11 protein-coding genes are annotated in these 13,719 nt (G+C 39.8%); 7 read left to right on the top strand and 4 right to left on the bottom strand.

The genetic code is table 11. The features are described 5' to 3' along the window. Positions 1 to 94 precede the first annotated feature (94 nt). The 5 genes from RG47T_RS01745 (at position 95) to RG47T_RS01725 (ending at position 8,859) form a co-directional block, all read left to right on the top strand. A complete protein-coding gene (locus RG47T_RS01745; RefSeq protein WP_091690713.1) occupies positions 95 to 1,420 on the top strand; it encodes a sugar porter family MFS transporter in 1,326 nt (441 codons plus the stop codon). Between the two features lie 11 nt (positions 1,421 to 1,431). Then, a complete protein-coding gene (locus tag RG47T_RS01740; RefSeq protein WP_074487680.1) occupies positions 1,432 to 2,343 on the top strand; it encodes a carbohydrate kinase family protein in 912 nt (303 codons plus the stop codon). A 32-nt stretch (positions 2,344 to 2,375) separates the two neighbouring features. After that, positions 2,376 to 5,516, top strand: a complete 3,141-nt coding sequence (locus RG47T_RS01735; RefSeq protein WP_074487678.1) for a SusC/RagA family TonB-linked outer membrane protein — start codon at positions 2,376 to 2,378, stop codon at positions 5,514 to 5,516. A gap of 18 nt (positions 5,517 to 5,534) precedes the next feature. Further along, entirely contained in the window at positions 5,535 to 7,241 is a 1,707-nt protein-coding gene (locus RG47T_RS01730; RefSeq protein WP_074487676.1) for a RagB/SusD family nutrient uptake outer membrane protein, read from the top strand. 88 nt (positions 7,242 to 7,329) lie between these two features. Then, positions 7,330 to 8,859, top strand: coding sequence for a glycoside hydrolase family 32 protein (locus RG47T_RS01725; protein WP_074487674.1), 1,530 nt, complete (start codon positions 7,330 to 7,332; stop codon positions 8,857 to 8,859). 354 nt (positions 8,860 to 9,213) lie between these two features. Here the strand turns inward: RG47T_RS01725 and RG47T_RS01720 are convergent, their stop codons facing one another. The 4 genes from RG47T_RS01720 to RG47T_RS26270 all read right to left on the bottom strand — a co-directional run bounded on the left by RG47T_RS01720 (position 9,214) and on the right by RG47T_RS26270 (position 11,026). Next, complete coding sequence (locus RG47T_RS01720) at positions 9,214 to 9,936, bottom strand: hypothetical protein (RefSeq protein ID WP_074487672.1); 723 nt, start codon at positions 9,934 to 9,936, stop codon at positions 9,214 to 9,216. Further along, positions 9,933 to 10,160, bottom strand: a complete 228-nt coding sequence (locus RG47T_RS01715; RefSeq protein ID WP_074487670.1) for a hypothetical protein — start codon at positions 10,158 to 10,160, stop codon at positions 9,933 to 9,935. The genes RG47T_RS01720 and RG47T_RS01715 overlap by 4 nt, the downstream gene beginning before the upstream one ends. 355 nt (positions 10,161 to 10,515) lie before the next feature. After that, on the bottom strand, positions 10,516 to 10,830 hold the full coding sequence (locus tag RG47T_RS26275) for an NYN domain-containing protein (RefSeq protein ID WP_216350989.1): 315 nt from the start codon (positions 10,828 to 10,830) through the stop codon (positions 10,516 to 10,518). Then, the gene (locus tag RG47T_RS26270; RefSeq protein WP_216350988.1) at positions 10,808 to 11,026 is read right to left on the bottom strand and encodes an NYN domain-containing protein; all 219 of its coding nucleotides are present in this window, start codon (positions 11,024 to 11,026) and stop codon (positions 10,808 to 10,810) included. The genes RG47T_RS26275 and RG47T_RS26270 overlap by 23 nt, the downstream gene beginning before the upstream one ends. A gap of 380 nt (positions 11,027 to 11,406) precedes the next feature. Here RG47T_RS26270 and RG47T_RS01705 point away from each other — a divergent pair, with 380 nt between their 5' ends. Continuing rightward, positions 11,407 to 12,708, top strand: a complete 1,302-nt coding sequence (locus RG47T_RS01705; RefSeq protein WP_171972459.1) for a site-specific integrase — start codon at positions 11,407 to 11,409, stop codon at positions 12,706 to 12,708. Positions 12,709 to 12,745: 37 nt separating this feature from the next. Beyond that, positions 12,746 to 13,435 carry a hypothetical protein gene (locus RG47T_RS01700; protein WP_074487666.1) on the top strand — a complete coding sequence of 230 codons (690 nt, stop codon included), beginning with the start codon at positions 12,746 to 12,748 and terminating at the stop codon, positions 13,433 to 13,435. Positions 13,436 to 13,719: the final 284 nt, after the last annotated feature.

Genomic DNA, 13,719 nt, shown 5'->3' with positions numbered 1-13,719 from the left:
TTTATACTATTTTGGAATAAAATCAATAACTGTCCATTTGCATATCGCCCTACTTTGCAACAGTAAATCCAATTAACACCATTTATAATTTATTATGAGAAAACATTCCGTCCTGGCCTGGTCCATGGTCGTAGCCCTTGGTGGCTTCCTTTTCGGGTTTGATACCGCTGTGATATCGGGCGCCGAAAAATCTATCCAGGAATTCTGGCATCTGTCTGTAATGGAGCACGGGCTTACCATATCTATCGCACTTATTGGTACCGTAATTGGTTCATTGTTCGGGTCGAGGCCATCAGATATCTTCGGAAGAAAAAATACTTTATACTTTGTAGCCGCAGCTTATTTATTGTCATCAATAGGTACCGCGCTTGCAGATAACTGGTACCTGTTTTTAGTGTTCCGGTTATTAGGCGGCCTTGGGGTGGGCATATCATCGGTAACAGCTCCTATTTATATATCAGAAGTGTCGCCGGCGGATAGGCGAGGACGTTTGGTTGGTTTGTTCCAGTTTAACGTGGTATTGGGGATCCTCATCTCGTACCTGTCCAACTACCTCATTAGCCAGGGCGGTGAGGCTTCATGGCGTTGGATGTTGGGTGTGCAAGCCTTTCCTTCAGCTTTATTTTTGACGCTCATTTATTTCATTCCCGAGAGCCCCCGCTGGCTCATCCTTAAAAAAGGTGAAACAGGCAGGGCACTTGAAATATTGCGTGTGATCAATCCGCTCAATTGCGAACAGGAACTAGCTGCTATAAAAAACTCAACCCTGCATGATACGGCTTCAAGCGGCAATCTTTTCTCTGGGCAATATAAAACGCCGGTAATATTAGCCATGCTCTTTGCCTTTTTTAACCAGGCATCGGGCATAAACGCCATTATATACTACGCGCCCCGGATATTTGAAATGGCCGGGCTTGGTGCGCACTCTTCGCTGCTATCTACAGTTGGTATAGGGCTCATCAATTTTATATTCACCCTGCTGGGTATTAATATTATTGATAAGGTAGGCCGTCGTATATTAATGCTGGTTGGCTCATTCGGGTTAATCGTGTCGCTGTTTATGGTAGCGTTCACTTTTCACTCCGGCCACATGAGCGGGTTTGCAATCCCAATTTATATGATGATGTTCATTGCCTTTTTCGCTTTTTCGCAGGGGGCGGTTATCTGGGTTTTTATATCCGAAATTTTCCCAAATCAGGTACGCGCCAAGGGGCAAACCCTGGGCAGTTCAACACATTGGGTAATGGCAGCGATAATTGCTTTTTGTTTTCCATACCTGGCCGAGTCGTTGGGAGGCGCGGTTACCTTTTCCTTTTTCTGCGTGATGATGGTATGCCAGCTCATTTTCGTATGGAAGTTTATGCCCGAAACCAAAGGCCGGTCATTGGAGCAGATAGAAACGAATATGGTAATGCATTAATAATCAGAATAATGAATACCCAGCAAACTAACATAACAACCCCGGCCATTTGCTACGGCGAAATCCTTTGGGATGTATTGCCGGATGGCCCGCAGCCTGGTGGGGCATTACTTAATGTGGCTTATCACTTAAATAAACTGGGCATGCCCACCAGCCTGGTAAGCAAAATAGGCAACGATGCCAACGGCCACAAGCTAGAAAATTTGATGGACGGCTGGGGAATACCAAAAAATTTACTGCAAACCGATACTGAGCACCCAACAAGTCAGGTAATTGCCAAAATGAATAATGGCAACGAGGTATCGTACGATATCGTTTTTCCGGTAGCGTGGGATTTTATCTGTGATAGTAAACATATAATAGGGCAGTTGCAGCCATCAACCTACCTGGTATACGGTAGTCTGGCATCGCGTAGCAGCGTATCGCGTAATACCTTATTTGAATTATTGGCAAGCGATGCGATTAAAGTGTTTGATATTAATCTTCGCCCGCCCTTCTTCAGCCGCGATTTGCTGGATGAATTGTTGCAAAAAGCCGATATCGTAAAGTTTAACCAGGCCGAACTGGAAATGGTGCAGGGCCTTTTCAGGGGATCGTTCGGCAAAGAATCAGAACAGGTCAGGTTTATACAAGATCATTTTAACATTCCCGAGATCGTTGTTACAAAGGGCGAGTTTGGCGCATCTTATTACAAGCAAAACAAGGCATATCATGTTGCCGGCCGCGAGGTAAAAGTTACCGATACCATTGGCAGCGGCGATTCTTTTTTAGCCGCGTTTATTGCCAATCATTATAACGGCGTACCGCCAGTAACCTTATTGAAAAATGCGATAGCGATGGGTGGCTTTATCGCAACAAAGAAAGGAGGTTGCCCCGATTATAAAATCACAGAATACCAAGACTTTAAAAACCAATTATTTTAAATAAACCATACCTAATAAACTTAATTAAGCCAATGAGAAAATTATTACTTATTTGTTCCCTCCTTATACTGCTCATAAGTAAGGGATACGCGCAATCCCGCGTTATTACCGGGACTGTGCTGGATAACGCATCAAAACCAATGGATGGCGTTACCGTTGTGGTTGTTGAAACCCAAAAATCAACTTTGTCAGATGCCAGCGGAAAGTTTAGCATCGCGGCAGCAACCGGGCAATCTATACGGTTTTCATATGTGGGTACCAAGCCGATGTTGTTAACGGTTGCCGCAGATACCAAGGTGCTTGATGTGGTATTTAAAGATGCTTCCACTGCATTAAATGAAGTGATAGTAACAGGTTATACATCCGAAAGAAAGAAAGACCTTACAGGCGCTGTGGCGGTTGTTGATCTTACGCCGGTAAAAAACAACAGTTCTGGTAATACCATGCAGGCTTTGCAGGGCAGGGTTGCCGGTTTGTATATCGAGAAAGATGGATCGGCCAATGGCTCAACCAGCAAGATACTGATCAGGGGTGCAAATACATTGGGCAATAACAACCCTTTATATGTTATTGATGGCATACCCACCACCAGGCCCGAAGTGTTTCAAAATTTATCACCCTCAAACATAGCATCTATACAGGTGCTAAAAGATGCGTCGGCCGAATCTATTTACGGATCAAGGGCATCCAATGGCGTTATCATTGTAACTACAAAAAACGGCGGCAATACGCAGGGCAAAGTTCAGTTCCAGTTTAATAACAGTACATCTGTTCAGTCCGAAAAATCATTACGTTTTAAGATGCTGAATGCTACAGACAGAGGTAAGGCACTATGGCAGGCCTCTGTAAACGATGGCCAGGACCCTGCTGCCGGCTATGGCGACATATATACCTTTAATTGGAATGGCGATTACAACAACCCGGTTTTAAACAGCGTTACACCCAAACAATTTGTAGGTGGCGACCCTAATACCCCTGCCGGCAATACAGACTGGCAAAGTGTGCTGTATAAAACAGCCATGGTTTATAACAATGATTTCACAGCATCGGTTGGTAGCAAAAACGCATCGCTTGAAATTAACATTGGCAACATCAAAAACACTGGCCTGGTTCGATTTACCAAGTACAACCGCACTACAGGTAGTATTAACGGTGTGGTACGTGCCTTTGATAACAAAGCTTCTTTTGGCGTAAATTTAAAAATAACCAACTCCAATGAAACGCTTACTACAACAGATTTGGGTGGCGCGGCGACCACATTTTTGGCGGTAACGCTGGCTCCTACTATACCAGTATACCAAAAAGATGGTGTTACTTATGCCGGGGAATCTGGCGCGGGATACTCTGATAGAAATAACCCCTTGCATATGCAGGATTTGGCCAAGTGGAACAACGCTAACCGGGTAAATACTTTTGGTAACGTTTTTTTAGAAATACAGCCTATTAAAAACCTGTATTTCAAATCGAATTTTGGTGCCGATAATGCAAACTACCTGAGCAAGGTAATAACTCCAACTTTCCAGGAAGGCGCCCTGGCCCGTACAACTAATAGCTTATTTTTTGACCAGAACCATTACCTAAGTACTACTTTTTCAAACACGTTAAGGTATAACTATGATTTATCAACCAACAACCACTTTAAATTATTGGTTGGTACCGAGTATATTAAAACCTTTACCGATTTACAAAGCACGCTTAAACAAGGCTACGCCATACAAACCGAAGATTATTTTACTTTAGATGCCGGCACCGGCAATACCATTGTAACGGGCCGCTCAACCGGTAATAGCTTGTTTTCGCAATTTTCACGGTTAGATTATAATTATGCGGGTAAATATTTAGCCTCGGTTACTATCCGTCGTGATGGTTCATCAAGGTTTGGGTCAAACAACCAATATGGTATTTTCCCGGCAGCCTCCGTTGGTTGGAAAATTGACCAGGAGCGCTTTATGAAAAACAACGCTATCTTCTCTGAATTAAAACTAAGGGCAGGTGTTGGCCGCGTTGGTAACCAGGAAATTGGCGATATTTCTCGATTCGCACTTTACGATACCCGCTATGGTACCGTTCAAAATCAGTTAACCCCGGGCTTTTGGGAGCAGTACATGAACGTTGGTACGGCGTACTCACTTTCTGGCGCTAATACCGGCTCGTTACCCTCGGGCTTTGTGCAAACCCAGGCTGCAAACCCGGCCCTCAAATGGGAAACAACAGATGAGATAAACGCCGGGCTTGATTTTGCCATCTTACACGATAAAATATCGGGTTCATTCGATTATTTTACCCGCCGCACTACCGGCATCCTTATTACACCGCCTGTTGCATCGGCCTTGGGCGAAGGGCAATCAAAAACCGTTAATGGTGCCTCAAAGAGCAATAAAGGGTGGGAGTTTTTGGTAACCTATCATGGCCAGCAATCAGGCGATTTCAATTACAATGTAACGCTAAACTTTTCGCATTTCAGGGATAAGATCACAGATTTACCGGAGAATGTCAGACCGGCTTATCCTGGTAATATAGATAATACCATAATAGGACATTCACAGTTTGATATTTTTGGCTACAAAACAGCCGGCCTTTTCCAATCGCAAGCCGAAGTGGATGCTGCCCCAACGCAAATTGGCGCGGGGCCAGGCCGTATACGTTATGTTGATGTAAACCACGACGGAAAAATTGATGCCAACGACCAAACATGGATAGGAACTACATTGCCGAGCTTAGAATACGGTGCCAGAATTGATCTGAGCTATAAAAAGTTCGATCTGTCTATATTTGGTTCGGGTGTTGCCGGGCGTAAAGGGTTTGATGTATATACCCTATACAACAACTTGATGCATAGCCGCGAAAACGTAGGCCCCGGTGTATTCAACGGCTGGACATCACAGCATACTAATACAACAGTGCCTGCATTAACTCTAAAAGACAACAATAACGAAGCCCGTACTTCCGACTACTTTATTGTAAATACCTCTTACTTTAAATTGCGCAATATCCAAATTGGATACAGCATTGCACCCAATGCGATATTTACCAGGCTTAGGGTATTTGCCATGGCCGAGAACGTATTTACGTTGAAAAGCAAAAGCTATTTAAGCCCAGATCCTGAAAGGATTGACCTTGGACCGGTTCCAATTCCTAAAGTTTTCAGTTTTGGTATTAACGCATCATTTTAACGATATAAACTATTCAGTATGAAAGCAAAAATATTATTCACCGCTATCTTATCCGGACTGCTCATCTTCAGTTCATGTAAAAAAGCGTTAGACTATACACCCAAAGGGGTGTTGTCTTCATCAGATTTAAAAACACCAACCGCTATTGAAGGTTTGGTAACCGCAGCCTATGCCGCTATTGGCAATGGCGATATGATAGGCCCTATATATAGCAACTGGGCTTACGGCAGTGTTCGCTCAGATGACGCTTACAAAGGCGGCGGCGGTACCGGAGACGTAGGTGAAGTTGATGCCTTGGAGCATTATAACCTGGTAACCCCCTCAATGGACTCGTTTGTTTCGCGCACCTGGAAGAATTTATTTAAATCTATATCAAGGGCAAATGTTGCACTAAGGGCAGTTAATTCACTCTCCGAAGCCGAGTATCCCAACAAAAAAATACGTTTGGCCGAATTAAAGTTTTTACGTGCCCATAGTTATTTCACCATGAAACTGCTTTATAAAAACATTCCCATTTTTGACGAAAATGCTACTTCGGATGATATTCTGAAAGTTTCAAACACGTTGTCAAATGAGGATTCATGGAATAAAATTGCAGCCGATTTTCAATTCGCTGTTGATAATTTACCGGTAACCCAGCCAGAGTTGGCCCGTGCCAATAAATTAAATGCCCAGGCTTATTTAGCTAAATTGAGGTTGTACCAGGCTTATGAGCAGGATAATAAACATCAGCTAACAAGTATCAACAAAACGAGGTTGCAAGAAGTTGTTACGCTTACCCAAGCGGTTATTTCATCTGGTAAATACGCGTTAAGTGCAGATATTGCCGATAATTTTTTACCCGAAACGGAAAACGGCCCCGAGTCGGTATTCGCAATTCAGTTCAGTATTAATGACGGTACTACCGATGGACGTTTAAATTTTGAAGATGGCTTAAATTACCCCCACGGCGCACCTCAGTATGGCTGTTGCGGTTTCCATGCTGCAAGCCAGAACCTTGTGAACGCACACACAACAGATGCGAATGGTTTGCCGAACTTCGATACATTTAACAATAGCAATGCCGATTTAACAAAGGTAACGGTTGATCCCAGATTAGATCATACCGTTGGTATTGATGGCCACCCATATAAATATGATAATACAAAGCCATTCAGCAACAGTTGGGTACGTGATCCTGGGGTATATGGAAATTTCCACACCATGCGTAACCAGCAATTGGCTACCAGCTCATCTTATTTTAAGCTTGGTCCGTTTATGGGGTCGGCAAAAAATTATGATATCATCAGGTACGACGATATATTGCTTATGCAGGCCGAAGCCTATATTGAATTGGGGCAGCAGGCAAGTGCGTTACCACTCATTAACCAAATAAGAAATCGTGCGGCGGCAAGCACAGGCCGGCTTAAAAAAGCAGATGGTACTTTTCCATCCAACTATAACGTTAAACCCTACAGCATTACCAACTGGACGCAGGATTACGCCCGCAAAGCGCTACAGTGGGAAAGACGCCTGGAGTTTGCTACAGAAGGAGCACGTTTTTTTGATTTAGTTAGATGGGGTATTGCCGAAAAAACTTTAAACAACTACATCAATATTGAAAAAGTTAGAAGAACCTTCCTGGCTACCGCTAAATTTACGGCAGGCCGCGACGAGTACCTGCCTATACCACAATCAGAAATTACATTTACCAACGGTTTGTACAAACAGAACCCGGGGTATTAAATTTGTTTGAAAAAGATTGGAGCCCCGGTTTATAACTATGCCGGGGCTCTCTTAAATTCATCTGCCTAAATTAAAAGGAACTTCAATTATGAAAACAAAAACCGGTATCGCATTACTAATGGCTTTTATGATAATTACCATGGTTAGTAAAGCGCAAGATAAATCAGGAGTAAGTTACCAGGAGCCACACCGCCCGCAGGTGCATTATTCGCCAGAGCAGCATTGGGTAAATGACCCCAATGGGATGGTTTATTTTAACCACACTTACCATTTGTTTTTTCAATATTATCCTGGTGATATTGTATGGGGGCCAATGCACTGGGGGCATGCTGAAAGCAAGGATCTGGTTCATTGGAAACAATTGCCCGTTGCTTTATATCCCGATAGCCTGGGCTATATATTTTCGGGCAGTGCTGTGGTTGATTCCAACAATACTTCGGGCTTTGGCAAAAATGGGAAGGTTCCGTTGGTAGCTATATTTACACATCATGATCCAAAGGGCGAAAAGGCGGGTACGGATGTTTTTCAAAACCAAAGTATTGCATACAGTTTAGATAACGGCCTTACCTGGACTAAGTACGCAGATAACCCGGTACTTAAAAATCCAGGTATTAAAGATTTTAGAGATCCTAAAGTGATGTGGTATGCCAAACAAAAAAAATGGGTAATGACGCTGGCCACCAAAGATCATATTACCTTTTACTCGGCCCCCGATTTAAAAGCCTGGAAAAAGGAGAGTGAGTTTGGTTTAAGAGCAGGGGCGCATGGCGGGGTATGGGAGTGCCCAGACCTGTTTCCGTTGAAGCTGAACGGCAAAACATATTGGATACTGGTGGTAAACATTAATCCTGGAGGCCCTAATGGAGGCTCGGCCACGCAATATTTTGTAGGGGACTTTAATGGGCACCAGTTTATGCCGATGGATACCCAAACCCGCTGGCTTGATTACGGCCCCGATGAGTATGCAGGCATTACCTGGAGCAATACCGGCAGCCGTAAAATCTTTCTGGGCTGGATGAGCAACTGGGAGTATGCCAACCAAGTGCCTACTGAAAAATGGCGCAACGCCATGACCATCCCACGTGATCTGCATCTCAAGCAAAGTAAACAGGGTATAGTAATTGCATCCAAGCCTGTTCCGGAATTGGCTAATATTAACGCCAATACATGGGTATCCAAAAATGTTTTGGTTAACAAAACACTTGATCTGAATGGAAAAGTGGATAAATTACAAAGTCAATACATTTTAAAGCTAAACACGACGACATTAAAGGGCTATACCATTAAACTATCCAACAATAAAAAAGAGGAAGTATTAATTGGTTACGACGATGTTAAGGGTAAGTATTTTATCGACAGAACAAAATCGGGCAGGATAGATTTTAAAAAAGGTTTTTCGGGCCGGTTTGAAGCGCCCCGACTAAGTTCATCTAAAAGTGCTGATTTGACAATAGTAGTTGATAAAGCATCTGTTGAGCTTTTTGCCGATGGCGGCTTAACTACCATGACTGCTATATATTTTCCGAATGAGGATTACTCTGGCCTGGCTATAAACGTTAATGGAGCCTTGAAATTAAACACACTTACAATTACCGGATTGAAATCGATTTGGAAATAGGACATGCAGCTATATAATAGCGCTTAAGCTGCGCTCGCGATTCATTCATTTTCTTGAAATCAATTAATTATGGAAAGAACTCATTTCGTTTATTTGCCGTCGTCTAGTCTACATTTTAAGGCTCAGTAGAAAAGTTGCGGGGGGGGGATTAATTCCGGATGACACATAGGTGACATGAAACAAAAAAAGGTTACGCTTTTCGTGCGTAACCTTCTTATTTTGGGTGTGGTGGCTACTGTATAAATTTCGAACTTTTTCCTGTCTGATTTGCGTTTAATCGCCGATTTGGATTTATAAATGATTGGGAACAAGTATCATATTATAAATTGTATGGATTGGAATTTGCAATAGTTGTTAAAATGGATTGAGCCAGATTTTTCCATTCTTGATTCTTATCCTTTTTTTTATCAATGGATAAATATCAGTAAGTGTATCAAGTTTATTATAATGAATAGTAATAGTCCCTCCCTTAATCGTATAAGGAATATTATAGTTTTTTTGTATTAAGTCCAATATTGCTTTGTTAAGGGTAAGGTCAGCTTTTAATGAATCAATTTGATTGTTGAGTTTGCCAACTTGCGTATTTAACGTGCTGGTCTTATTTAATAAGGACTTTGGATTATCTTCAAGTATGATCTTGTTTGTTGTGTCTTTATAAGATAAGCCAAATTTATCTTTAATGACCTTTAATTTAAAGGTTGCAAGTTCTACATCTTTTTTTAACGTGATGTTTTCTTTTAGTGTATTGTTTGTTATTTTTAATAATTCTTCAACTGATATATTTTTATCTCCAAATGTAAAACCGGTAACTCTTTGACTTTCTGATGTAGGTTTTGATGTCAAATTTTTAACATTTGAGTTGCAAGCATTAATCATCTTATCCTTTAAGATTATAATGCTGTCCTTGTTTTTTAATATTCGATCATTTAATTTTAGTATACTATCAAGCCTGGTAATGTTAGATTGTTTTTCTTCAATTTGTTTTTTTCTATCTAAAGCTACAAATCCTAACAAAATAACAAATGCCAGTAAACAGAGGAAGAGGCCGACAAATACTCCTTTAGCTATATCTTTCATTTGTCGCCTTTTTCATTAAGTAAATTTATTGTTTCCAAAAAAAGCTGAGATTCTTTAGAGTTCTTGTCGAATTTTTTATACTGCAAAAGCATTGAAGCTTCGATATTTAACTTTAATTGGCTTTTCTCGTTTTCACAATTTTTCTGTTCAGTTTTTTCGATTAATTCATATTTTTTTTGCAAGTCAGCATTTTGATCTTTGTAAAACTCAATTTGATTTTTCATTAGAAACAAAACAAATGACCCTCCAGCTATTGTACATCCGATTAGTTTTGAATAGAATAGAAACTTGTGAGAATTAAGGATATTACCTAAATAGTTAGACATAAGGTATTAAATCGAAAAACTAAAATATGGAATAATTATTTATTTACATGTTTCTTTCGGGAAGAACATTTAACCTCACCTATAACTCAGTAAAAAAAGCTGAACGATATTGATGCCATTACATGAAAAAAGTTGTCAACTAAGTTGACAACTTGTCTAAATTGTGGTTTGGCTACTTTACAAATCTCGAACTACTTTATGTTTGGTTTACTTTTAATCACTGATTTAGGCTTAAAAATTTGGGAGTCAAAAATTACCGTCCTTGTTTTTCTATTTCCTTTTTTATATCTCTCATATCAATATAATGCCGACCCGCAACATTACGTAATTCTCTTGCAATAAAACCTTCTGTTGCGATTACTAATAATTGTTTCCCCCTGCCCCTTAACAAAGTTAATGCTCTTTCGAAGTCACCATCACCGCTAACCAACACCGCAAGTTCGTAATGGTCTATTGTATTAAACATATCTAACACAATTTCGATATCTAAATTGGCTTTGCGTTTTGTAGCGCCATTTTTTGTGTCATAAATCGTTTTAATTTGCTTAGAAATAAGAGAATATCCCATGCCTGGTAAGGGCATCTAAGAAAGCTTGCTGCTTGGCTTCAGGAGGAGCGTCTTGACCAATGTAATAGAAAGCATCTACGATGTCTCCACGAGCTCCAATAAAATCTAATAATCTTTTAGGATCAGCAAACCAATTCAATGCTTGTTTTTGCATGAAAAAGAAATTTGCGCCGTCTACAAATACAGAAATTCTCATAAAATACAGGTTTAAGTAATAATAACAAGATATGTATTTTATAGTGAATAGGAATTTTACGCTAAAAAAAATATTAAACTAATTTTAGTATGTGTGATTAATCAGGCTGACATAGATCTCAATAAAAGGCGTTGGCTACGACGTTACATTAGGCAAGTTGTCAACTTTGTTGACAACTTGCCTAATGTAGTGGTATCAGCTGTACCCGAACCTATATATACAAAGAAGTAAATACAGATTAAAATATGGCTCTAATTAGTAATTAGAGCCATATGCATGTAAAGCCAAGGCAAACAAAAGTAAAGCAAGTTAAAAAACAGTGTCTTCAAATTTGTCCTCAACCTTATTTCATATACCTTAGAGGCCTCAATTATAAATCAATGGCCGAGATAAACTTTTACCTCAGAAATAACACGCCAAATAAAGAAACTGGCATCTTGTTATATTTTTCATACAATGGAACGAGATTAAATATTTGCACCGTTGATCGTATTGACCCTAAATACTGGGACAGCAGCAATCAAAAAGCAAGGCAATCAAAGTCATTCCCAACGAATGCAGAATTCAACACGCGGCTTAACAACATCAAAAACAAAGTCCAGGACATATACCGCAAATACTTAAACGACAATAGCCAACAACAGCCTTTGCCAGCAACAATAAAATCCTTAATAATGGCCGGGTTATTTGACCAGGCTGAACCTCTTACTAACACTTCCTATACGTTAATTTCGTTTGCAGAACATTATATCAATCAAATTGAAACCAATAAAAGATTATCCAAAACCGGCAAGCCATTAGCAGACTCAACGAAACGAATACACAAAACCCACTTAGCAATTTTAAAGGAATTCCAGGCAACGAGACGAAAACCAATAACTTTTGAAGACGTCACATTGGATTTTTACAATGACTTTAAAGACCACTTAACTACGGTGCGCAAATATTCTACCAACAGTATTGGTAAGCATATAAGGACCCTTAAAGGAATATTAAGTGATGCAACAGAAACCGGAAAAAACACAAAGCTTGATTTCAGAAGTAAACGCTTTTTAGCCCCTACAGAGGAGGTAGACAATGTTTATTTAAACCCTACAGAATTAACCATATTATACAATTACGACTTATCACAAACTCCCCGCTTAGAGCGCGTCAGAGATTTATTTTTGGTTGGATGCTGGACAGGCCTTCGCTTTTCAGACTTTAACTCGATCAGCTCTAAAAACATCAAAGACAGGTACATTAATATCAAAACTCAAAAAACTGGCAAAGAGGTCGTTATTCCTGTTCACCCAACAGTTAGTGAAATTATTAAGCGATATGACGGAAAAACAGAAAACAGTTTACCATTACCGATAAGCAATCAAAAAATGAATGACTATTTAAAAGAGATAGGCAAATTAGTTGGATTTACTGAAATCATAAAGAGGGAGAGAACAAAAGCAGGCAAAGGAGTAGTTATAAATATACCCAAATTCAAGCACCTAACGACACATACGGCACGTAGGTCATTCGCAACTAATGCCTACAACATGGGAGTTCCCACGCTCACCATAATGGCTATAACAGGCCATAAAACAGAAACAAGTTTCATGAAGTATATAAAAGTAACGCCGACAGAGCATGCAAGCAAACTCTTGGCTATTTGGAATGACCAGCCTAAATTAAAAATTGTGAGTTAACCCATATTGCTAAATACGAGAACAATCTTTCGACTAAATGGAAAATCCACAAAACACAAAAACAATCCCCAATCGGCTATTCGTTCTAAAATCTCCTTTCGATATTGTAAGAAATCAATATGATATTGTAATTAACGATGGCATACGTGACGGTAAGATAATTGTTCCGGATGATAAAGAGCTATGCATTAGGCTATATGACAAAATTTACATGAACAATGATCCGGGATTCGATTTAAGTGAATGCCTTGATTATCATTTTACACACAGCGACAACAAAGAGTATTTTTTACGCTACGTAAAAGAGGCCCTTATTATGCAACATTCAGATTGGCCCTCGAACGCGTACGAAGAATATAGGCATAAACAGGCACTAGAATGGTTTGCAAACAACATAACCAATGCTCATTTAAACACATCCGTCGAAGACGCCCCCGAAAAACTTAGCCACAGAATTTTATTACTATACGAGTTAGGGATTGTTGACTTTCTATCAAAAGAATATTTTAATTCACAACAAAACGATCGAAACAGCACTGACTTTGCAAAAATTATAGCTGTTATTATTAACGAAGATGATAAAGTAGAAACAATTAGAAAAGCAATTTCAGGAATGAATACTGGTAATAAATCAGACATAGTTACGAGTACAGCAACAAAAAAAGTCGGTACGTTTTTATCCAATTTCAATATCAAACTAAAAAGATTAAAACGCTCTAATTATTAACGCGATAAGGTATTCAGACTTTACAACCAAAGAGTTTCTTAAACTAATAGTTATTTTAAGTGATCGTTATTTCTTTTTGTGAAAAATAAAAAACTAAACTTTACATTTATACGTATAATCTTTTGATGTATTAGTTTGTAGTTTTCTTACATTTGCACCCCGGAATAAAATGGAAAATTTCACGCATAAAGCAAAAATTTACGGGTTTACTTGCTACTATAACGATAAAACTGGCGAGATAGAAGGCGTCAGTTGGTTTAATCGCAAAATGATTGACCTGTTTA

The organism is Mucilaginibacter polytrichastri (assembly GCF_001911425.1).
Classification (GTDB): Bacteria; Bacteroidota; Bacteroidia; order Sphingobacteriales; family Sphingobacteriaceae; genus Mucilaginibacter; species Mucilaginibacter polytrichastri.
This window is presented reverse-complemented; position numbering and strand designations above follow the sequence as displayed.